At 43.2% G+C, this 23,611-nt stretch carries 19 protein-coding genes; 4 read left to right on the forward strand and 15 right to left on the reverse strand.

What is annotated here, in order from left to right:
- Positions 1-76 precede the first annotated feature (76 nt).
- From G4Y78_RS18950 to sdhC, 12 genes are all read right to left on the reverse strand, one after another.
- Complete coding sequence (locus G4Y78_RS18950; protein WP_163834515.1) at positions 77-793, reverse strand: hypothetical protein; 717 nt, start codon at positions 791-793, stop codon at positions 77-79.
- A 220-nt stretch (positions 794-1,013) separates the two neighbouring features.
- Entirely contained in the window at positions 1,014-1,706 is a 693-nt protein-coding gene (locus G4Y78_RS18955; RefSeq protein ID WP_163834516.1) for a DUF599 domain-containing protein, read from the reverse strand.
- 367 nt (positions 1,707-2,073) lie between these two features.
- Positions 2,074-3,195 (reverse strand): alanine dehydrogenase, encoded by a 1,122-nt coding sequence (ald, locus tag G4Y78_RS18960; protein ID WP_163834517.1) that lies wholly within the window; start codon positions 3,193-3,195, stop codon positions 2,074-2,076.
- A 491-nt stretch (positions 3,196-3,686) separates the two neighbouring features.
- Positions 3,687-4,562, reverse strand: a complete 876-nt coding sequence (gene sucD / locus G4Y78_RS18965; protein ID WP_163834518.1) for a succinate--CoA ligase subunit alpha — start codon at positions 4,560-4,562, stop codon at positions 3,687-3,689.
- 2 nt (positions 4,563-4,564) lie between these two features.
- Positions 4,565-5,731: an ADP-forming succinate--CoA ligase subunit beta gene (sucC, locus tag G4Y78_RS18970; protein WP_163834519.1), complete on the reverse strand. Its 1,167-nt coding sequence runs from the start codon at positions 5,729-5,731 to the stop codon at positions 4,565-4,567.
- Between the two features lie 203 nt (positions 5,732-5,934).
- Positions 5,935-7,377, reverse strand: coding sequence for a dihydrolipoyl dehydrogenase (lpdA, locus tag G4Y78_RS18975; protein WP_163834520.1), 1,443 nt, complete (start codon positions 7,375-7,377; stop codon positions 5,935-5,937).
- Positions 7,378-7,491: 114 nt separating this feature from the next.
- Positions 7,492-8,718 (reverse strand): 2-oxoglutarate dehydrogenase complex dihydrolipoyllysine-residue succinyltransferase, encoded by a 1,227-nt coding sequence (gene odhB, locus G4Y78_RS18980; RefSeq protein WP_163834521.1) that lies wholly within the window; start codon positions 8,716-8,718, stop codon positions 7,492-7,494.
- 84 nt (positions 8,719-8,802) lie between these two features.
- Positions 8,803-11,640: a 2-oxoglutarate dehydrogenase E1 component gene (locus G4Y78_RS18985; protein ID WP_222937533.1), complete on the reverse strand. Its 2,838-nt coding sequence runs from the start codon at positions 11,638-11,640 to the stop codon at positions 8,803-8,805.
- 570 nt (positions 11,641-12,210) lie between these two features.
- Positions 12,211-12,918, reverse strand: coding sequence for a succinate dehydrogenase iron-sulfur subunit (locus tag G4Y78_RS18990; RefSeq protein WP_163834522.1), 708 nt, complete (start codon positions 12,916-12,918; stop codon positions 12,211-12,213).
- 10 nt (positions 12,919-12,928) lie between these two features.
- The gene (sdhA, locus tag G4Y78_RS18995; protein ID WP_163834523.1) at positions 12,929-14,701 is read right to left on the reverse strand and encodes a succinate dehydrogenase flavoprotein subunit; all 1,773 of its coding nucleotides are present in this window, start codon (positions 14,699-14,701) and stop codon (positions 12,929-12,931) included.
- A gap of 3 nt (positions 14,702-14,704) precedes the next feature.
- Positions 14,705-15,073 carry a succinate dehydrogenase, hydrophobic membrane anchor protein gene (gene sdhD / locus G4Y78_RS19000; protein ID WP_163834524.1) on the reverse strand — a complete coding sequence of 123 codons (369 nt, stop codon included), beginning with the start codon at positions 15,071-15,073 and terminating at the stop codon, positions 14,705-14,707.
- Entirely contained in the window at positions 15,067-15,441 is a 375-nt protein-coding gene (sdhC, locus tag G4Y78_RS19005; RefSeq protein ID WP_163834525.1) for a succinate dehydrogenase, cytochrome b556 subunit, read from the reverse strand. Before sdhC ends, sdhD begins: the two co-directional genes overlap by 7 nt.
- 733 nt (positions 15,442-16,174) lie before the next feature.
- Between sdhC and gltA the strand changes: the two genes are divergently transcribed.
- A complete protein-coding gene (gene gltA / locus G4Y78_RS19010) occupies positions 16,175-17,461 on the forward strand; it encodes a citrate synthase (RefSeq protein ID WP_163834526.1) in 1,287 nt (428 codons plus the stop codon).
- 169 nt (positions 17,462-17,630) lie between these two features.
- Here the strand turns inward: gltA and G4Y78_RS19015 are convergent, their stop codons facing one another.
- Positions 17,631-17,882 (reverse strand): YkgJ family cysteine cluster protein, encoded by a 252-nt coding sequence (locus G4Y78_RS19015; protein WP_163834527.1) that lies wholly within the window; start codon positions 17,880-17,882, stop codon positions 17,631-17,633.
- A 13-nt stretch (positions 17,883-17,895) separates the two neighbouring features.
- Complete coding sequence (locus G4Y78_RS19020; RefSeq protein WP_163834528.1) at positions 17,896-18,405, reverse strand: GNAT family N-acetyltransferase; 510 nt, start codon at positions 18,403-18,405, stop codon at positions 17,896-17,898.
- A 136-nt stretch (positions 18,406-18,541) separates the two neighbouring features.
- Here G4Y78_RS19020 and G4Y78_RS19025 point away from each other — a divergent pair, with 136 nt between their 5' ends.
- The 3 genes from G4Y78_RS19025 to G4Y78_RS19035 are packed head-to-tail and all read left to right on the forward strand — an operon-like array spanning position 18,542 to position 22,110.
- On the forward strand, positions 18,542-19,150 hold the full coding sequence (locus G4Y78_RS19025) for a paraquat-inducible protein A (protein ID WP_163834529.1): 609 nt from the start codon (positions 18,542-18,544) through the stop codon (positions 19,148-19,150).
- The gene (locus tag G4Y78_RS19030; protein ID WP_163834530.1) at positions 19,140-19,793 is read left to right on the forward strand and encodes a paraquat-inducible protein A; all 654 of its coding nucleotides are present in this window, start codon (positions 19,140-19,142) and stop codon (positions 19,791-19,793) included. The genes G4Y78_RS19025 and G4Y78_RS19030 overlap by 11 nt, the downstream gene beginning before the upstream one ends.
- Complete coding sequence (locus G4Y78_RS19035; RefSeq protein WP_163834531.1) at positions 19,786-22,110, forward strand: PqiB family protein; 2,325 nt, start codon at positions 19,786-19,788, stop codon at positions 22,108-22,110. Before G4Y78_RS19030 ends, G4Y78_RS19035 begins: the two co-directional genes overlap by 8 nt.
- 128 nt (positions 22,111-22,238) lie before the next feature.
- On the opposite strand, the gene G4Y78_RS30820 is transcribed toward G4Y78_RS19035, so the two are convergent.
- The gene (locus tag G4Y78_RS30820; protein WP_222937534.1) at positions 22,239-23,471 is read right to left on the reverse strand and encodes a LamG domain-containing protein; all 1,233 of its coding nucleotides are present in this window, start codon (positions 23,469-23,471) and stop codon (positions 22,239-22,241) included.
- Positions 23,472-23,611 lie beyond the last annotated feature (140 nt).

Below are 23,611 nucleotides of genomic sequence, written 5' to 3' on the forward strand. Positions count from 1 at the left end.
TTAGTAAATGACCTAGTTAATGGCTAGATGGGGATAGTTATGGATTTTTCAATAACAAAACAGCAAAAGAGGTTTACTAGCGATATTCAGCATAACCAAATAACTGACTGGTTTGATCAAATTGCAAGTCAAAAGCCAGTTGGTGATTATACAGCCGTAGCAGTTTAAGCCGTTTAATACCAATCTGCTCTTCCCAGGCAGCAGTATTCCTAGTATTGCTGTACCAACTTACAGCAAAGGGTGCATCAGTCAGGTTTAACTTACCCTGCTGGTGGAGTAAATGCCAATGCTTTTCAGGTAAATTAATACTTAGCGATATTTCAGGCAGGTCACTATCTTTCCCCAACTGGTTAAATACCAGTTGTTCATTTGTATAAATAACCTGATTGGGTGTAAACGATTCTCCTGCTAATAAACCGGTTAATGGCTCCTCGGTAGGTTTTTTTTCAAACTGAGCAAGTAAAGCCAGATACTGCTCTTTGATAGGCAACTGCCTCAATTGGGTCACCACCTGCAATACAGTCGCATAAGTACGATCAGACCAATACTGCCAAGTAGCTGGTTGCTCATGTTTGATGATCGTTAACCCACAACAGCAGCTAACCACCCCTATTAATTGGGTCAGCCAGGCAAACCGAGCCTGCTCCCAGTGGCGAAGCCCAAGCCAAACAGTAACAGGCGGCACAACACACAAAACACCCAAGATAGAGTACCGCTGATAGGCAAGCCAAAAAAAGTAGCCTCCCCCACCCACAAATAAAGCAAGCCCTAGAGCCAGCAACACAAACGCCATACTTTACCAATCACGTTCAAAAAAGAGGCAAAGATTAATGAACAAGCGTTCAACTAACAAGCACTTACCGACAAACTGTTGCTTTTTTACAGACTAGCCCGAATATTTCATCAGATATCAAAGGTTCTGGACATTCCGGCTAAAGGCCCTGGTTTCCATCGGCTGCATGGATTTTTTCTGTGGTTTGATGAAGTATTCGGGCTAGGGTTAGGTATAGCGGTTATTTTTCGGTATAAAGCATGGTTTTCAATACTTTTGAGTGGAATTCCCGTTGATACAACACCAATACAACAATGGAAGTGGCTAACATATATAGCCAAGGAGTAATAAACCAGGCTAGGGAGGCTAAACCAAAATAAAAAGAACGTAGACCATAATTGAACTGATTGCCAGCCATTGACAATACCTTGGCAGATCTAACGGCAAAGCTATTACGCTCTTGCTCTGATACATCATTTTCATCTTGCCGCGGAGCACTACCAATCAATACTGAACTGAAATTGTACTGACGCAGGCTCCAGGTAAATGCAAAAAAAGCATAGACAAAAATAATGATCATAATCAAAATTTTGTATTCCCATAACTGCAGGGAAGAAGAAGACACCATTGGCATATTACTTAAAAAGCCAATCGCTTCATCTGTTGCCGCTAGGGTGGTCACTAATCCAGCAACAATTAAAATAGCGGTGGAAGCAAAGAAAGACACATTACGCTCTAAATTGGCAATAATACTGGTATCAGCAATTAAGTTATCCCTGGTTAATACCCGTCTCATCCAATCTTCACGATATAGGTGCAAAACAGAAGCTAAACAGGGTGTCACCTTACCCTGCCGCCAAGCAAACCAGCTATAGCCACTCCAAATAGAAAAGAACCAGACTACTGCCAATATATCCAGCCAATGCTCAACCATGCCATACCTCAGTATTACTACAAAAAAACTGTGCTGCGCTCAATCACAGCAAGTAGTTTCTAGAGCTATCTAATAACAACTTTTGGGTAAATAAGCAGAAATCTCGATGCCCAATAAAGTAAACGCTAACTATTGCATTCTAATTACAAGTAACTCCCGGCAAAGTATACCCAAAGTGAAGGGATTTTAGGCAAGGCCATCGAGTGACGAAGCCCCATAAGCCTATAAATAAGAGGTGATTGGGGTGAGAAGCAAAGATAACAAAGCCTAAAAATAATTCGCGAAGGGTATAAAAGGCAAAAAAAAGCCGCAACAAACGTTGCGGCAAGTCGGGGTAACAAACAACCGGAATTCAGAAAAATATAACTTAAATAGCGTTCAACATTTCTGAAGCTGGGGTATAGCTAAGTCCTTGAGCTACAGAAACACTTTCACAAGTCACCTTGCCACGGCAAACATTTAAACCATTTAATAAATGAGGGTTTTCAGCCATCGCACGTTTAGCCCCTTTGTTAGCAAGCTCAATCACAAAAGGCAAAGTGGCATTATTCAACGCCATTGTAGAAGTCCGCGCCACAGCACCAGGCATATTAGCAACACAGTAATGCACCACGTCATCCACAATATAAATAGGGTCAGCATGGGTGGTTGGCTTAGAGGTTTCAACACAGCCTCCCTGGTCAATTGCCACATCAACAATCGCCGCACCAGTCTTCATGGCTTTAATGTGATCACGGGTAATTAATTTAGGTGCAGCCGCGCCAGGAATCAAAATACCACCAATTACCAAGTCAGCACTTAATACATGCTCAGTGATTGCATGTTCTGTTGAGTAAACAGTCTTGATGCGGTTTCCGTATACCATATCCAGTTGGCGTAATACATCAACTGATTTATCTAACACCACTACATCAGCACCAAGCCCTACCGCCATTGCTGTAGCGTTTTTACCAACTACACCACCGCCAAGCACAACAACTTTGGCAGGTTCAACACCTGGTACTCCACCTAATAATACACCACGCCCACCGCGGTATTTCTCCAAGCAGTGAGCACCTGCTTGAATGGACATCCGTCCAGCCACTTCAGACATAGGCGCCAACAGTGGTAAACGACCAGCAGCATCAGTAACGGTTTCATAAGCAATACAAGTCGCACCAGAAGCAATTAAGTCTTCTGTTTGAGGTACATCAGGCGCTAAGTGAAGGTAAGTAAATAAAGTGTGTTTTTCAGTTAGGCGCTTTCTTTCGACAGCCTGAGGCTCTTTAACCTTAACAATCATTTCAGCCTTTTCAAATACAGCTTCTGCTGTATCTAAAATAGTTGCACCTACTGCTTGATAGTCAGCATCAGTAAAACCAACACCATCACCAGCTGTTGTTTCAACAAATACCTGATGATTATGATTAACTAACTCTTTAACCGCTGCCGGTGTTAGGCCAACTCGATATTCGTGGTTTTTAATCTCTTTAGGTACACCAACTAACATAGCAACAGACCCCCTATCTTTATAATGTTTACTACTTAGGCTATACCCTATCGGGTATAATATTATTTACATACTGCTACAAAGTGGATGCGGGACATCCATTAGCTTGCAGCGACCTCATTTGGGAAATTTATGCATACCCGAGCGAAAGGCATACAGGACTATTTGCTCAGTATAGCGGCATATTTGCAGAAATTTACTTCAAATTTTAGTTTTTATTAGTTTATTTATCTAAAATTAAATTTATTAAAAGAAATAATATCTATTCTACCAACCCACAAAAAAAGCAGTCTAAAAAGGCTGCTTTTTCATATTATTTGATTTTCCAAAGTGTAGGGCTCTAAGGAAAGGCCGTCAGGCAGTTTTTTGCTCCTCGGCAATTGCTCCTGCATTGCCCTAATTAGTGGTTTCCATACCACCATGCAAAAACTGCATTCCCACCATCCATGGTGGTCACAACAAATCCTAAGAGTCATTCACGAAGGAAAATTTTATTTCCAGCCAGTGAGTTCTGCTAACGCATTCCCAATCTCAGCTAAGCTACGAACCGTTTTAACGCCAGCATCTTCTAATGCAGCAAACTTTTCATCAGCTGTACCTTTACCACCAGAAATGATCGCACCTGCATGCCCCATCCGTTTTCCTGGAGGCGCAGTCACACCAGCAATATAAGAAACTACAGGCTTGCTAACATTGGCTTTAATGTAAGCAGCCGCTTCTTCTTCTGCAGTACCACCGATTTCACCAATCATCACAATGGCTTCAGTTTGTGGGTCTTTTTCGAACATTTCTAAAATGTCGATAAAGTTGCTGCCTGGGATTGGGTCACCGCCAATACCGACACAAGTAGACTGGCCAAAGCCATGATCAGTGGTTTGTTTAACTGCTTCATAAGTCAACGTACCAGAGCGAGAAACAATACCGACTTTACCTGGCTTATGAATGTGACCAGGCATAATACCGATCTTACATTCACCTGGAGTAATCACACCTGGACAGTTAGGGCCAATTAAACGCACACCTAACTCGTCGCACTTCACCTTGGCATCCAGCATGTCTAAAGTAGGAATACCTTCAGTGATACAAACGATCAGTTTGATCCCAGCGTTAGCTGCTTCCAGAATAGAGTCTTTACAGAAAGGCGCTGGTACATAAATAACAGAAGCTTCAGCACCGGTTTGCTCAACGGCTTCTTTTACCGTATTGAAAACAGGCAAGCCTAAGTGAGTTTGACCACCCTTACCAGGAGTGACTCCACCTACCATGTTAGTGCCGTATTCAATAGCCTGCTCTGAGTGGAAAGTCCCCTGAGAACCTGTAAAACCTTGGCAAATAACTTTAGTGTCTTTGTTAATTAAGATACTCATTATTATTTACCCTCCGCGGCTTTAACAACTTGCTGGGCAGCATCGGTCAAGCTTGTAGCAGCGATAATATCCAGGCCACTGTCAGCCAGGCGCTTAGCACCTAAATCTGCATTGTTACCTTCAAGGCGCACAACAACTGGCACATTAACACCAACATCTTTAACAGCGCCAATAATACCGTCAGCAATCAAGTCGCAACGAACAATACCACCGAAAATATTCACTAAAACGGCTTTTACATTGTCGTCAGACAAAATTATCTTGAAAGCTTCAGCAACCCGCTCTTCAGTCGCACCACCCCCAACATCAAGGAAGTTGGCTGGGGCACCACCATGTAACTTAACGATATCCATGGTTCCCATTGCTAAGCCAGCGCCGTTAACCATACAGCCAATGTTGCCGTCTAATGCAACATAGTTAAGCTCCCAAGAAGCTGCATGCGCTTCACGGGCATCTTCCTGTGAGGGGTCATGCATTTCTTTTAATTTAGGCTGGCGGTACATAGCATTGCCATCGATATTAATTTTACCGTCCAGACAATGCAGATTACCTTCACTGGTAATAACCAATGGATTAATTTCTAATAACGCCAAATCATAGTCTTGGAATAACTTTGCCAAGCCTAAAAAGATTTTAGTAAATTGCTTAATTTGAGCTGAGTTTAAGCCAAGTTGGAAAGCAATTTCACGGGCTTGATAAGGCTGCGCACCCACCAATGGGTCAATAATTGCCTTCAGAATTTTTTCTGGGGTTTCTTCAGCAACTTTCTCAATCTCTACGCCACCTTCAGTGGAAGCCATGAAAACAATACGGCGAGTTGAGCGGTCAACGACTGCACCCAGGTACAGTTCTTGATCAATATCAGTGCAAGACTCAACCAAAATTTTACTGACTGGCTGACCCTTTTCATCAGTTTGGTAAGTCACTAAGTTCTTACCTAACCAATTAGCTGCAAAGGCTTTTACTTCGTCTTTAGAGCTAACCAGCTTTACACCGCCGGCTTTACCGCGTCCACCTGCGTGAACCTGCGCTTTCACCACCCACTTGTCACCACCGATTTTATCAGCGGCTTCAGCAGCTGCTTCGGGGGTATCTACCGCATAGCCTTTGGAGACAGGCAGGCCATACTCAGCAAATAATTGCTTCGCCTGATACTCATGAAGATTCATGCTTCTTCTACCGTTTTTTGTGCTGTAATTCGAGTTGCACTTAATTCAATCAACAGCGCTTTATGTCACTTACACAATGTAAATACTAAAGTTCTGCTAACCCCACTAAAAACTATAGCAATCGACATTTAGAGTAGCCTAAATTCACATTGCTATAGTAAAAAGGCAGCTTGGTTTTATTAAAACCGAGCTACCAAACCTAATTATTTACGACGCTTTTTATTAGCGATATGAATGGCATGGCCATCAACCGCTAATGCGGCTTCATGCAATGCTTCAGATAAGGTTGGGTGTGAGAAGACAGTTAAACCCAAGTCTTCTGAGCTTGAACCGAATTCCATGGCAATAGCACCTTGCTGTACTAGCTCAGCAGCGCTTGGGCCGACTACGTGAACGCCTAAAATACGGTCAGTTTTTTCGTGTGCAATCACTTTAACCGTACCAGCAGTGTCATTAGCGGCCATTGCCCGACCGCTGGCAGCAAATGGGAAAGCACCAACTTTGTAAGGCTCGCCAGAAGCTTTCACTTCTTCTTCAGTTTTACCTACCCAAGCTACTTCTGGGTGGGTATAAATAACTGAAGGGATTAAATCGTAGTTCATTTGAGCAGCCTGGCCAGCAATTAATTCAGCAACCATAATGCCTTCTTCTGAGCCTTTATGGGCTAACATTGGACCACGCACTACATCACCGACAGCATAAATGCCTGGCACTTCTGTACGACACTGGTCGTCTACAAAAATAAAGCCACGCTCATCCATCTTAACACCAGAGTCGTCGGCTAATAGATTTTCTGTGTAAGGACGACGCCCTACCGCAACGATCACTTTATCGAACAACTCTTCACATTCTTCACCCTTGGCATCAGTGTACTTAACTGCCACTTCATTACCACGGACTTCTGATCCAGTTACCCGGCAGTTTAAGCGGATATCAAGCTTTTGTTTTTTGAAAATCTTGGCAGATTCTTTGGCAATTTGCTGGTCAGCAGCAGCCAGAAAAGTATCCATAGCTTCAAGTACAATCACTTCAGCACCTAGCCTGCTCCAAACACTTCCTAATTCCAGGCCAATAACACCCGCGCCAATCACACCTAAACGTTTTGGTACGTCTTGAAACTCCAAGGCCCCCGTTGAATCAACAATCAAACCTTCAGTTAATGGAGTAGGTGGAATTTCTATTGGGCTAGAACCAGTGGCAATTATAATATTTTCTGCATTTAACAGCTCAACACTACCATCATGCTTGGTAACTTCTACTTGCTTTCCTGCTAATACTTTACCAGCACCTTCATAGGCAGTTACGCCATTCGCTTTAAATAAACCTGCAACACCGCCAGTTAAGTTTTTAACAATCTGATCTTTACGCTTAATCATGGCAGGAACATCAATGTTCAGATTATCTAAACTGATGCCATGCACGTTAAAGTGATCTTTTGCTTCCTCGTATTTATGGGAGCTATCTAATAAGGCTTTCGATGGAATACAACCTACATTAAGACAAGTGCCGCCTAAAGCTACTTTACCGTCTTTACCAATCCACTTTTCAATACAAGCCGCTTTTAAACCCAATTGCGCAGCACGAATAGCAGCAACATAACCAGCAGGGCCTGCACCAATTACCACAACATCAAATTTTTGAGCCATGTTTAATGTCCTAAATCAATTTTGCGCTTGGCAAATAAACCTGGAGGTTGCTGCATTTAACTAATTTAAATAAGCGTTGCAACAACCTCATTATTCTGAGAATAAATTAGGTGCTTAGATTTCCAGTAAAATACGAGCAGGATCTTCCAGCATTTCCTTGATAGCCACCAAAAAAGTCACCGCTTCTTTACCATCTAACAGACGATGGTCATAAGATAGTGCTAAATACATCATTGGTAGTATTTCTACTTTGCCATTCACTGCCATTGGCCGCTCTTGAATTTTGTGCATGCCTAAAATAGCGGTTTGAGGTGGGTTTAATATTGGCGTAGATATTAACGAGCCAAACACCCCACCATTAGAAATAGTGAAGGTACCACCGGTCATTTCATCAATCGACAGTTTGCCATCACGCGCTTTTAAGCCATATTCACGAATTTTCGCTTCAACTTCAGCCAGTCCCATATTTTCAGCATTGCGCAATACAGGTACCACTAAACCACGATCAGAAGAAACCGCCACCCCAACATCCTGGTAGCCATGATAAACAATGTCATTGCCATCAATTGAGGCATTGACAGCTGGATAACGCTTCAGCGCTTCCACTGCTGCCTTGACGAAAAATGACATAAAGCCTAAGCGGGTGCCATTATGGGATTTTTCAAACACATCTTTGTATTTGTTCCGCAAATCCATAATTGGCTTCATGTTAACTTCGTTAAACGTTGTTAACATCGCTGCTGTCTGTTGCGCTTGAACCAAACGCTCTGCCACACGAGCGCGTAAGCGACTCATGGGTACACGTTTTTCTTCACGAGGACCACCACTGGCAACTGGGGCTTGGACTGCAGCCGGTTGAGCAGCTGCAGGCTGGCTTTGCCCTGCTTGCTTAACGTGTGCCAATGCGTCTTCTTTAGTGACTCGGCCACCTTTGCCAGTGCCCTTAATTGCACTTGGATCAACACCATGCTCATCAGCTATACGGCGAGCAGCTGGGCTTAATATTGCTTCACCTGTTTCTGTTTGAGCACTAGAGGCTGCAGGTGCAGCTTCTGCAGTAGCAGCTGTTTTGCCCTCTGCTGCAGGGGTTGCAGATGCGACTGCACCTTCTTCAAACAGACCAATAATTGCCTCACTTTCAACCACATCGCCTTCGGCAGCAACAATTTCTTTCAACACACCATCAGCAGGTGCTACTACTTCCAAAACCACTTTATCGGTTTCAATATCTACTAATAATTCGTCGCGGCTGCAGGCTTCGCCCACTTTTTTGTGCCAAGTGGCGACAGTGCCATCAGCAACTGATTCAGGAAAAGTAGGTGCTTTTATTTCAGTGGCCATGTTGTTTCCTTAAAAACCTTTAATGTTTACTGCTTATTACCCAATCATTCTTTATTTAAGAGGACACTTAATTCTGCCCTACAATTAAACAGTGAAAGCATCATCAACCAGCTTCTGCTGTTCTTCCACATGCACCGACATATAGCCACATGCGGGAGCTGCTGATGCCTCACGGCCTGCATACTCTAAATACAGGTGCTTGTTAGGATGCTCTGCAATCACCCGGCGCATATGATGCTGGCTAGAGTACCAGGCTCCCTGGTTCATTGGCTCTTCCTGACACCACACCACACGCTCTAAATTTGGATACTGTGCAAAAACAGCTTCCAAGTCTTCATGGGGGAATGGGTAAAGTTGTTCAATACGTATAATTACCGCATCGTTAATATTTTCCGCACGACGCTTTTGCAGTAAGTCGTAATAGACCTTACCACTACACATAATTAAACGCTTAACATCAGCTGGATTGATTTCATCCACTTCCGGCAGCACGGTATAGAAGCTACCTTCTGCTAACTCTTCTAAGGTTGAAACTGCTAGTTTATGGCGAAGTAAGCTCTTTGGCGTTAGAGCAATCAGCGGCTTCCGCAAAGGACGCAACACTTGTCGTCTAAGCATATGGAAAACTTGAGCAGGTGTCGTAGGCACACATACTTGTACATTATGTTCAGCGCACAATTGTAAATAACGCTCTAACCGTGCTGATGAGTGTTCAGGTCCCTGTCCTTCATAGCCGTGAGGCAGTAACATGGTTAAACCGCACAAACGCCCCCATTTATGCTCACCACTGGTAATAAATTGATCTACCACAACTTGAGCACCATTAGCAAAATCACCAAATTGTGCTTCCCAAATAACAAGAGCATTGGGTGTTGTTGTGGCATAGCCATACTCAAAAGCCAGTACAGCTTCTTCAGATAATAGCGAGTCGTAAATATCAAATGTTGTCTGGCCTTCAGCCAGGTTTTTCAGTGGAATATAAGGCTCAGCATTTTTTTGGTTATGCAATACAGCATGACGATGAGAGAAAGTTCCCCGGCCAACATCCTGCCCAGTGAGGCGAATAGGGTGCCCTTGATGCAACAAGGTGGCATAAGCCATAGTCTCAGCAAAGCCCCAGTTGATAGGTAAAGCACCAGCGGCCATTTTACGTCGGTCTTCAATAATTTTTCCTACCTGACGCTGTACCACAACCCCATCAGGAATATCTTGCAGTTTATTGGCCAGCTCCTGTAGAGCATTAATATCAATCCGAGTGTCGTGTTTTGCAGTCCATTCATGACCGATATGAGGAGTCCAGTCGACAAACAATTCTTTGTTAGGCTCTTTAACCAGGCTTTTCACTACATGCTGGCCATTATCTAGTGCAGTACGATAGCCTTCAAATATTTGCTTGTCTTCTTCGGCAGTTAACGTACCTTCTTTAATCAAGCGCTCAGCATACAAAGTGCGTGTAGTCTGTTGATTTTTAATCGCCTGATACATCAATGGCTGGGTACCAGAGGGCTCATCTGCTTCGTTATGGCCACGGCGACGATAACAAACCAAATCAATAACTACATCCTTTTTAAACTGCATCCGGTAATCTAAAGCCAGACGAGTAACAAATAATACAGCCTCTGGATCATCACCATTAACATGCAAAATTGGCGCTTCAACAATTTTAGCCACATCGGTGCAATATTCAGTTGAGCGGGCATCATCCTGACGACTGGTAGTAAAACCAACCTGGTTATTAACAATAATATGGATGGTGCCACCTGTCTTATAAGCTCTGGTTTGCGACATTTGCATGGTTTCCATCACCACGCCCTGCCCTGCAAATGCAGCATCCCCATGAAGATTAATCGGCACCACTAAATCACGTTTCATATCATTACGGCGATCTTGGCGCGCACGTACTGAACCTTCAACCACAGGTGAAACAATTTCTAAGTGAGAGGGGTTAAATGCCATTGCCAAGTGAATCTCACCACCAGGTGTCATCACATTGGACGAAAAGCCCTGGTGGTATTTCACATCGCCGGACCCTTGGTCTTGGAGCTTCTTCCCTTCAAACTCGTCAAATAAATCAGCGGGGTTTTTGCCTAGGATATTCACCAATAAATTCAACCGGCCCCGGTGTGCCATGCCAATAACCACTTCCTTGGCACCATAGGAACCTGCCCGTTGAATTAACTCATCAACCATTGGCACCAAACTTTCACCCCCTTCCAGACCAAATCGTTTGGTACCTGGGTATTTAGTGCCAAGGTATTTTTCCAAGCCCTCTGCAGCCGATAAACGCTCTAATAAATGCAGCTTGGATTCTTTGCTTATGGTAGGGTGAGCACGATTAGACTCCAGGCGCTGCTCAAACCAGCGACGCTCCTCAGAATCTACAATGTGCATAAATTCTGCACCGATGGTGGAGCAGTAAGTATTTTTTAAACCTTGCCAGATTTCTTTAAGAGTGGCTTCATCTTTACCAAATGAAAGAGAGGCAGTTTGAAATACAGTGTCTAGATCAGCTTGATTAAGTCCATGGTGCTCAAGGGTCAAATCTGGTACTTGTTGCCGATGCTGGAGGTTAAGAGGGTCAAGTTTGGCATTTTGGTGGCCCCGCTGACGAAATGACTCAATCAGCTCCATTACCTGAACTTGTTTTTTTTCATGTTCAGAGGTAACGGAAGCAGGTGCCATTACATGGGAAGTAGATCGTTGCTTTGCTAACAGCTGGAAGTGTTCACGAATGGTGGCATGCGAAACATCCTGAGTACTAACACCTTCAATTTGTGGCAGCTTCTCAAAATAGTCACGCCACTCTTCTGGTATACCGTTTGGATCACGCAAAAATTGCTCGTATAACTCTTCTACATAAGCTGCATTGCCACCAGATATATGCGCAGTCCGCCACATCTGGTGCATGACACCTTCTTGCATTCTTATTACCCCATGAGTAAGACAGCTATCCGGCAAGTTTTGTCAGGTTTTCCCCAAAGCTGTTTTGCTTCAGGTTACACAGCTTATTACTAGTTAAACTGAGCCAGTTAAAACGGAATAAGCTTAAACGGCTTTACCAGATAGGCCGACAAACAGACTCGTTGTATTTCGTTATAACACTCACACAAAAACCGGGGCATAAAGGTAACTGCATTTAACGATTAAAAATTAAACACAACTACCCGCTCCGGCTATTTATCAACACTGCAGTACTTATTATAGAGAAGTAATAAATTAACTAACTCATTCAGCACTACCATGCAATTAACTCAGTAATGTAGGGCATTTGTCGGAATTACCCAACCAGCTGACGTTTTGAGGTTTTAATTATCCTGGCAAAACCGCAAAAATAGCTTTGGTAAAACTACAACAGGTCAGGCATGGATTACACTATATAAGCATAAAAAGCGAACACTACACTTTAAACACCCTAAGCAACCCCGCCATGGTTAAAATGCCCTACAAAAATCAGGTGCCAAGTATGAACTGAAACACCTGTAATTGCTATTACTAAGTCCCACTCTTTAGCAGCATTTGCCTGATATGGCCAATGGCACGAGTTGGGTTAAGCCCTTTTGGACATACATTGACACAGTTCATTATACCCCGGCAGCGGAATACACTAAAAGGGTCGTCTAATTCTGCAAGCCGCTCTTCAGTATGCGTATCACGACTATCTGCAAGAAAACGATAAGCTTGTAATAAACCAGCAGGGCCAACAAACTTATCAGGATTCCACCAAAATGAAGGACAAGAGGTAGAACAGCAGGCACACAGAATACACTCGTACAAGCCGTCTAATTTTTCTCGGTCTTCAGGCATTTGCAATCGTTCAATAGCCGGTGGTGGCTCATCATTTAGCAGATAAGGTTTAATTTTCTCATACTGCTTATAAAACTGACTCATATCCACCACTAGGTCACGTACCACAGGTAACCCTGGTAATGGCCGTAAAACCAATTTATTGCTGCCTTTGGTGGCTTGCGATACAGGTGTAATACAGGCCAACCCATTGGTGCCATTCATATTCATCCCGTCAGAGCCACACACACCTTCACGACAGGAGCGACGATAAGCCAAAGTTGGGTCCTTTTCTTTTAACAAACCCAACACATCCAGTACCATTAAATCCTTACCTTCAGGAAGATCAATTGTCACATCCTGCATGTAAGGGGTTTTATCGGTTTCAGGATTATAACGATAAATACTGACTAACATGATCTCCCCCTTAGTATTTACGTGCTTTTGGTGGAAACGCATCAACTGTCTTCGGCGAGAAGTTTACATCCCGCTTACCGATACGCTTCTCTAATGGGAAATACATGGAGTGTTTCAGCCAGTTTTTATCATCGCGATCTGGGTAGTCATTTCTGGCATGGGCACCACGACTTTCTTTGCGCTCTTCGGCTGCCATTGCGGTAGCAAGTGCAACTTCATAGAGGTTTTCCAATTCAAGCGCTTCAATTCGAGCCGTATTAAATGCAGATGACTTGTCTTCTAAGTGGGTATTTTGGATCCGCTCACCAATTTCTTCGAGTAGCTTAAGGCCTTTTTGCATACTGTCGCCTTCGCGGAATACCCCAAAGTATAGCTGCATGGTCTTTTGTAATTCAGCACGAACTTCAGCCACTTTTTCACCGCCACTTGAAGTATTCAAGCGATTTAAACGTGACATAGCCGCTTCGATATCAGTATCACTGGCATCCATAGAGTCAAAGCCTTCACGCAAAGACTGCTCAATTTGCAAGCCAGCTGCACGACCAAACACCACCAAGTCGAGTAGTGAGTTACCACCTAAACGGTTAGCGCCGTGTACTGATACACAAGCCACCTCACCACACGCATAAAGCCCTTCAACGATAATATCTTTGCCTTTTTTATCTTGAGCAAGCGCCTGACCACCGACATTCGTTGCTACACCACCCATCATATAGTGGCAAGTTGGAATAACTGGAATCGGCTGTTTAACAGGGTCTGCGTGAGCGAAGGTACGAGATAACTCTAAAATACCAGGTAGACGCAAATTCAGTGTTTCTTCACCTAGATGATCCAGCTTCAGTAGTACGTGATCTTTATTAGGACCACAACCACGGCCTTCCAGAATCTCCAAAATCATCGAGCGAGCGACTACATCCCGACCAGCCAGGTCTTTTGCGTTAGGGGCATAACGCTCCATGAAACGCTCACCTTCACTGTTAATGAGATAACCACCTTCACCACGACAGCCTTCTGTTACCAGCACCCCAGCGCCTGCAATGCCAGTTGGATGGAATTGCCACATTTCCATATCTTGAGCAGGTACACCTGCACGCAGTGACATACCCACACCATCACCGGTATTAATTAACGCGTTAGTCGTGGATTGATAAATACGGCCTGCACCGCCTGTTGCTAATACCGTGGCTTTTGATTTGATATAAACGGTTTCACCGGTTTCGATACAAATAGCAACCACACCTACAATGGCGCCTTTTTGGTTTTTTACCAAGTCAACTGCATACCATTCATTTAAGAATGTGGTACCACCTTTTAAGTTACCCTGATAAAGAGCATGCAATAAGGCATGACCCGTCCGGTCAGCTGCGGCACAGGTTCTTGCGGCTTGGCCACCCTCACCAAAATTTTTTGATTGACCACCAAAAGGGCGCTGATAAATACGACCAGTTTCGGTACGCGAGAATGGCAGCCCCATATGCTCTAATTCAAATACTGCTTGCGGCCCCACCGAACACATATACTCAATAGCGTCTTGGTCACCAATATAATCGGAGCCTTTTACTGTGTCGTACATATGCCATCGCCAATCATCATTAGGATCAGCACTAGCAATAGCACAGGTAATACCACCCTGCGCAGAAACCGTATGTGAGCGAGTAGGAAATACTTTAGTAATACAGGCTGTTTTTACACCTGACTCAGTTAATTGCAGTGCCGCGCGCATCCCGGCACCACCACCACCAACTACAATTGCATCAAAGGAAATGGTGCGAATATTGGCCATTGTTTATAATCCCCACAAAATCTGAATACCCCAAACCACATAAGCAAACATGGCAAAACCACATATCGCTTGTGCGCCAAAGCGAACGACAACCGCTTTATTGCCAATTGCTTGTTCAGTCAGGTAATCGGTCGTGATGGTCCACATTCCTACCCAGGCATGTGCACCCAATGCAACAATGGCCATAAGGCTAAAAATACGCATTGCTGTATTACTGAAAAGCCCATGCCAGTCAGCAAAGGTCAAACCAGGATGCGTAATAAAGAAGCCCAGCATAAAGAGAAAATAGACACCTAAAACAATGGCTGATACACGCTGGACCATCCAGTCATATAAGCCACTACGAGACAAGTTGGTTACATTGGTTACCATACCCACACTCCAGCTATCAAAATCAGTAATACAGAAACAGCAAGAGTCACTTTAGAAGCGAGCAAGCCGGACTCTTTACCATCGGCAATATCAATGTCGAGCAACAAGTGCTTTACACCAGCAACAAAATGGTAAATTAATGCCGACAACAAGCCCCAAGTAATAAACTTGGCAAAAGGATGACTCATTGTTTCTTTCATACTGTTAAAGCCTTCTTTAGAACTCAGGGAAGAATCCAAAGCACATAAAAGAAAGGCAATGCCAATAAAAAGAATGACACCAGATATACGGTGAAGAATGGAGGTGTACGCTGGTAACGGGAGTTTTATAGTTCTAAGATCTAAGTTTACAGGTCGTTTGCTATTCACGGCTTTTCACACTCAAGCAGGCCCAGTCAGGCGTGATATTTTTTGGACGCGTACAAAGACTCTTGCTGCATCCTATAAATAAGTAGCTCGACTTATTTATAGGATGCAGCACATTTCATAAATAGGTTAGAAGTCATTGACTGTATTAGCCAGTAACCCCAACAAATTCGCGGCTGAAGTATAAATAGATCGTTTCTTAATTACAATTGTGTAATGTTACTACATATGCGTCTTTACAGATTATTTTTTGAACAGAATTTATTTATAGATAACTTAATCAATTTCTATTTAACAGTTAAAAGGATTTAACTAGAAAGATAGAAGACTGTAATTAACTAATTAAATATGCTACTAAAGTAGATAAATACCAACCCCCTAAGTAATCGTGGCAAGCTAAGAGAATGGTCAGACAATTTTTCAATATTACCTATTCAATAAACTGGCAACACCAGGGTATATATTTGACAAAAAGTTCTTACTCTCTATAGTTGAGCCGGTTTACTGTGAGGGTATCGTAACAGGCTTTCGACACCCTCCCACCTCCTGGGAAGACATAATAAAGACGTAGTTTATTCGTCAACTTACGAGTGTTTGCGGATTATCAGCTGAAAGTTGCCAAAAGCGTACTTCCAGCAAGCGTCAACAAACTCTAAGTGTTTTACAATACTAAAAGGGTATATCTGTACCAATGATGTGTTACCCTTCCAAAAGAATGGCATGATAGGAGGCCTAGATGGCAGAAAAAAAAGCGCAATTGACCATCGGCGATACAACTCACGAATTACCTGTTTACTCTGGTTCGCTTGGGCCTGATGTAGTTGATGTACGAGATTTAACCAACCAAGGGTTATTTACTTTTGATCCTGGCTTCGTATCCACTGCCGCTTGTGAATCTAAAATCACGTTTATTGATGGATCCAAGGGAGTATTACTACATCGCGGCTATCCTATCGAACAGCTGGCTGAACAATCCGACTATTTAGAAGTTTGCTATTTATTAATGTATGGCGACTTGCCCAGCGTTGAGCAAAAAGCCAAATTTATTGCCACCATCAAAAACCACACCATGGTTCATGAGCAGTTGCGTAACTTCTTCAACGGCTTCCGTCGTGATGCTCACCCGATGGCGATTATGTGTGGTGTAGTGGGTGCATTATCCGCTTTCTATCATGACTCTTTAGATATCAGTAATGAACAACACCGAGAAATAGCCGCGTTTCGCTTAATTTCCAAAATGCCAACCCTGGCAGCGATGGTGTACAAGTATTCTATTGGCCAACCCTTCATGTACCCACGTAACGACTTTAGCTACGGGGAAAACTTCCTACACATGATGTTTGGTACACCTTGTGAAGAAAGTAAAGTTAACCCAGTCTTAGCCAAAGCAATGGACCGGATTTTCTTGCTACACGCTGACCATGAGCAGAATGCTTCCACCTCAACCGTTCGTTTGGCTGGTTCTTCAGGTGCCAATCCATTTGCCTGTATTGCTTCTGGTATTGCTGCTTTATGGGGGCCTGCCCATGGTGGAGCCAACGAAGCTGTATTAAATATGCTGGAAGAAATTGGTGACGAAAAGTATATCGACAAGTTTATAGCCCGTGCCAAAGATAAAGACGACCCATTCCGTCTAATGGGCTTCGGCCACCGGGTCTACAAAAACTTTGATCCACGCGCTAAAGTAATGAAACAAAGCTGCGATGAAGTTCTGGAAGAACTTGGTCTAGAGAACGACCCATTACTGAAAATCGCTAAGCGTTTGGAAAAAATTGCTTTAGAAGATGAGTACTTCGTCAAACGTAAGCTATACCCAAATGTCGACTTTTATTCAGGCATTATTTTAAAAGCCATTGGTATTCCCACGGAAATGTTTACCGTGATATTCGCCACTGGCCGTACACCTGGCTGGATTGCCCATTGGCATGAAATGATCAGTGGCCCTTACCGAATTGGTCGGCCACGTCAATTGTATACTGGCTCAGAAAAACGGGATTTTGTGCCTTTAGAAAAGCGAAAGTAAACACCTCTTATCGAAACGCTGCCATCACTCTCACTTTAAGGATAGAAAAGATATAGAGTAACAGGGTATTGACAGCTAAGGCAGAATGCCTTGCTAGATCATGATAGGCCATTGAAGGCCCTTCATGATCGGCGAAAAAACAGCCTGTTTTCCATATCGAACACCAGGCTCAATTCGTCATTATCTCTAATTCCATTAAGTTAATTAATGCCTGCTGATTCGTCTCACCACAAACTGCAGCATCTGCACTAAATTGCAAACATACCGTTGGTCGCTCTAATTTACCAAACAAACTGCAAAGATTTTGCTCATTTAACTGAATACAACGCTCACCGGCAAGTTTACCGTTAGGCATACCTGGAATTGGACTAGATATTGAAGGGGCAATACAGCAAGCACCACAGCCCATTCGACAATGCATAAACAACTAAAACCTACGATTTAATGGCGGTTTCTGTATTGTACAATTGAAAGCCTCTAGCTTGATAGTTAGCCATTGCCGCTGGGTGATCTTCGGTACAAGTGTGTACCCATACCCGCTCTGAAGCAATTTGCCAGGCCTGAGTGATCGCCTCTGACAATAAATACCCACCCAACTTCATACCAATAAACTGAGGTAACAAGCCAAAGTATTTAAGCTCAACTGTTTCTTCTTGTTGCTCAAGCTCGAAATAACCTGCCGGTGTACCTGACACATAAAGCAAGGTGGTATTCAGCTCATCACGCTCAACATAATTACGCCACTGCTTTTCCAGCCAAGATAATTTCTCATACCATTGCCAAGGCTCACCGACCACTTGATATAAAAATCGATTTAACTGCCAGCAGGGGATTTCAACTTTCTTCACTTGCACATCAAGAGCTGGTGCTGCTACAGGATTTAGCTGGTCAGATGATTTCATTTCTAAATAATAAATGGTACTGCTAGACACTGATACAGTCATACCAATAATATCCCTTGCTTTTTAATGAACGCTATCACACTCAACAAGAATCAACTATCGTAATAAGTCAACTGCAGTTAAAGTCTACTGTTTGCATACCCAATGCGAAGGGTTTAATCACTTCATTTAGGAGCCTATGGATACACTGACAGCCTGTCACGAATGTGATCTGCTTGTTCCCATTCAGCCTTTACCATTAGGCTGCAAAGCACGCTGCCCTCGCTGCGGCTATACCCTTTATGAGAATACGCCTCATAATGTAGAAAAAAACTTAGCTATTTGCTTAAGCGCGATTATTTTATTTATTCCAGCTATTTCACTGCCTTTATTATCAATGAGAATGTTAGGGCAGTCACAACATGACACTGTATTGGCTGGAATTTATGTACTTTTTACCCATGACCTGTGGTGGACAGCCTTACTGATCAGCTTTTGTAGTATTATTGCCCCCTTTGTAAAACTCATTTTACTGACTTATGTGTTAATAGGCATCACTCGTAAAAAAACCCGGTTTCGCCATTTTTTAGCTTTTCGGGGTTACCAAAAACTCGACACCTGGAGCATGCTAGAAGTCTACATGTTGGGCATACTGGTTTCTATGATCAAACTGCTTGAGCTGGCAGAGTTGCACTTTGGACTCGGCCTGGCTTGTTTTATAGGCCTATTGTTAGCGGTAATATTAGTGAGGGTTACCCTGAATAAACATCAGGTTTGGTCACTATTGGAGCAATATCGTGTCAACTAACCCCTGGTTAACAGCACAACAAGCTCAGCTCATTGTTTGTCATGAATGCCACAAAGTATGTCAGCTAAACAACGAGCACAGTGAGACTCAGTTGCGATGCCCTCGTTGTCATAGCCCATTGCACAGCCGTTACCCCAATAGCCTAGCCAAGACCTGGGCATTAACGTTAACTAGTTTGATTTTATTTATTCCAGCCAATACCTACCCTATCACCAAAATTGCTTTTTTTGGTAACGGCCAGGCCGACACTATTATGTCTGGCGTGATTGCTTTAGCAAAAGCAGGCATGATTCCTATCGCAGCAGTGGTATTTATTGCCAGTATTGCGGTACCTCTTTTAAAGCTACTAGGTTTAACCATTCTATTACTATCTATTCAATTCAAATGGTCTTTAAGCCCCCAGCAACGCACCTTAATGTACCGTATGATTGAGTGGATTGGCCGCTGGTCAATGTTAGATTTATTTGTTATCGCTACTTTAGTGGCACTGGTAAGAATGGGCAACCTGGCAACCATTGAAGCTGGAGTTGGTGCAGGTGCTTTTGGTGGCGTTGTGGTCATGACCATGTTTGCCGCCATGACCTTTGACCCACGACTGATTTGGGATAATGCTTCTCCCCAAAAGGAGTCATCGATTGACTGAAACAAACAACCCTATACCAAAACCACCCTTACCTGAACCGATTATCAGCCAAAAAAAGGGCATTTCCCCTATTTGGCTACTGCCATTTATTGCACTACTGATTGGCGGCTGGATTATTTATAAAGGTATTCGCGATGCTGGGGTTGAAATCACCATTCGGTTTGACTCTGGCTCAGGCATTATTGCAGGAAAAACAGAAGTCTTATTTAGAGGGCTTAAAGCAGGTGTTGTGAAAAAAGTTGTCATCAATGATGACCTGTCTGCAGTTGATGTAAAAGTTGAAATGGATGCCAAAACAGAATCACTGCTTAGGGAAAATACCCAGTTTTGGTTAGTGAAACCCAGAATCTCCGTGGCCGAAGTATCTGGTTTGGAAACGCTTGTGTCGGGTAATTATATTGCCATTAAACCTGGGGAAGGTGAAGCTAGACGTCACTTTACTGCCCAAACCGAACCACCCCCTGTTGATGATGAAAGCGGTTTACAAATTCGTTTGCAAGCAAAAGAGTTAGGCTCTCTCGATCGCGATAGCCCGGTATTTTATAAAAAATTAATTGTTGGCAAGGTGGTTGATTATAATCTAGCCGAGGATTTAAAAAGCGTTAATATCGAAGTATTAATTGACGAAAAATACCGTCACCTGGTCAAGAAAAACAGTCGATTCTGGAATGCCAGCGGCATCAGTTTTAAAGGCAATTTATCAGGTTTTAAATTTCGCACTGAATCCCTAGCCAGTTTAATTGCTGGAGGTATCGCGTTTTACACCCCAGATACAGAGCCTCAACACAGTCCAGTCAATGATCAGGATGAGTTTGTTTTATACGAAGATTTCGATGCCGCCGAAGCTGGCATTTTAGCCCGTATCCGTTTTAAAAGCGGACGAGATTTAATTATTGGCCAAACCAAAGTTATTTTTGAAGGGTTGACCGCTGGTGTTGTCAAAGATGTATCCATTATGCCGGATTTACAGGGGGTTTATGCCGATGTGTTGTTTGACCCGCGCGCTGAACCAGCCTTAAATGAAAGCACCCAGTTTTGGCTGGTAAAACCCAAAATAGGGATTGCAGGTATTACTGGATTGGATGCCTTAATTAAAGGCAATTATATCGCCATGCGGATTGGTGACCCCGATGCATCTGAACCCAAACGGGAATTTACTGCGCTGAATGCCCCACCCCCACTGCCATTGGACACCCCAGGACGACACCTAACTTTATTGAGTGATGAACTGGATTCCATTGATATTGGTAGCTCTGTTTATTATAAAAAAATACCAGTCGGCACAGTGAAAAGTTATCAGCTGGGCAAAGACAAAAAGCAAGTGGAAATCAATGTTCATATTAAGCCCGAATATCAACATTTGGTACAAAGCCACAGCCGTTTTTGGCACAGTAGTGGTGTTGAAATCAGTGGTGGTTTATCAGGCCTAAAAGTTCGCACTGAGTCCATGACTGCAATTTTTGCAGGTGGTATTTCATTTTATACGCCCCCTATTCGTCGACCGAAAGCGGTAAAAAATGGTGCGCAATTTAAAATATACGACGATTACGATGCGGCTCATCAAATCGGCTATCCCATTACCATTACCTTTAAACATGGTGATGGTTTATCCCAAGGCACCGCGATTAAATACCAAGGGATTCAGGTAGGAAAAGTCACCAAAGTCAAACTTATCGATCAGCTATCTAAAGTGCAAGTCAAAGTAATGCTCAACCCCGAAGCTGAGCGATTAGCCAGTAAAGGGACTCGATTCTGGGTAGTAAAGCCCGAATTAGGCTTAGCTAAAACCGCTCATTTAGATACGTTAGTAACCGGTAAGTATATCGAAGCAGCTCCCGCCAAAGGCAACCCTGCCAAAGCAACTGCATTTAAAGGGCTAGAAGAAGCTCCCAACAAACCAGCTCAATCACTAGCAGGTTTTAAAGTAATGCTAGCCGCCAAACGATTAGGTGCCGTTCAAGTCGGTAACCCGGTATTTTATCGTGATGTACAAGTAGGCAAAGTAACAGGGTACCGGCTCAGCCCTAAAGCCAATGAAGTGTATATTGAAGTCACCATTAAATATAAATACGCCCCACTGGTCCGTAGCAACAGTAAATTCTGGAATACCAGCGGCATCGGTGTCGACTTCAGTTTATTCGGCGGCGCTAAAATCAAAGCCAGCACCTTAGAGTCTATATTAGAAGGGGGCATCGCCTTCGCTACCCCGAACAATAATGAAATGGGTAAACTAGCCAGCCCTAAACAATACTTTACCCTCCATGAAGAAGTAGACCCAAAATGGCTAGAGTGGCGACCGGAGATTGAGATTAAATAACCTGATAATGATAAAAGAAAAGTGCCAGATGATTTTTTATTTGGTGCTTTTTTACTACCTTTGAAGTATTTACCTCCAAAAAGAAAGCCATCCCTGGCTACTGAAATTTTTATTGCAATGCAAATAGTTTATTTCTTAATACAAGAATACCTTTGCGTATCCCATGGTTGCGAGTAATAAGCTAATCCAGTTAGAAAAGCTGACCAGCCTTCTTCACAGGTACACTGCCCCCCTTCTAACTTGGCAGGTAAAACTGCCTCCACGTGACCACTTTGAGAACAAAAGCCAGCTAGACTACCTGTTGGTAATTTAGAATAATGAGTAGCAACGGGCCCCATTGGTCCTTGTGGGCCAACAGGTCCAAGGTCACCTTTATCCCCTATCGGCCCTTGCGGCCCAATTTCACCCAGTGGTCCTTGCTCACCTTTTTCGCCCTTTTCTCCTTTAAAGCCTTGCGGTCCTCTTGGGCCTATAGGACCCGTGTCGCCTTTATCACCTTTCTCGCCTTGCGGGCCACGACCACCTTTTTCGCCTTGAACTCCTTCCTTACCCGGTAAACCAGCTGTTCCTTGGCTACCCTTCGGCCCTCTTGCCCCCTGGTAAAAATTAGGTACACACTTAAAGCCTAATTCTGCTAAACATTTTGCTTCAATAGAGCTGATAGCACGGCTGTATAAATGCACTTCATCTAACTCACCGAGCAGTGGGGTTTCTAAACCATTTCGTTCACTATTGCCAATTAGCATTGGTCCTTTAGGCACAACAGCATTTGGTAATCCATCATTTTGACTAGGTAAAAATCGGCCATTTAAGGCTAAATGCATATTGTATTGATCACCATCAAAGGAAAACACCAGGTGTTGCCATTGATTTCTGATGTTATTTAATGGCTCAGAAATCAGGCCACCAGTTTTATTAGCCGCATTAGTAAACGACACATTCAGTTGGTTTTGCTCATCCAAATAAATAGAGAAATTTGCATTATTATTGGCATCTGCTTTTTCTATCAGGGTTTGCACTTGGTTTAAGGTGGTTACTTTAAACCACAACGCAATTGAAAACGGATTTTGAGTATCAAAATCTGCTGCTTCTATGACCAGCGGGTTCTTAGCTTCCACTTCCAGTGCGTCACCTTTTTTACCATCGGTAAAACGCCCACCTGAATAATCTCCTTTTTCCCGGTCATAAAAGTGTCCATGATTTTCACTACCCGAAAAATCAGCGGCGCCTAAACGGGAGTTTCCCCCATCAAACGACCAATAACCATATTCAGAAGAAGTCGGGGTTGGATTAGCTAATGCATTACCGGCAACTACTATAGCCAACAACAGAGGGGCTTTTTTAAATTGTTTTAGTTTCATTAAGTACTGCCTAAAATTATAATAACTACTCAATAAAAATGAGCAACTATTATATAAAACATTACATGCAGTTAACAGTATTAACGATACCTTAAGCCTTACTAGTAAAGAAACTTTTTACCCCCATTCTTCAATTAACC

Source organism: Spartinivicinus ruber (assembly GCF_011009015.1).
Classification (GTDB): Bacteria; Pseudomonadota; Gammaproteobacteria; order Pseudomonadales; family Zooshikellaceae; genus Spartinivicinus; species Spartinivicinus ruber.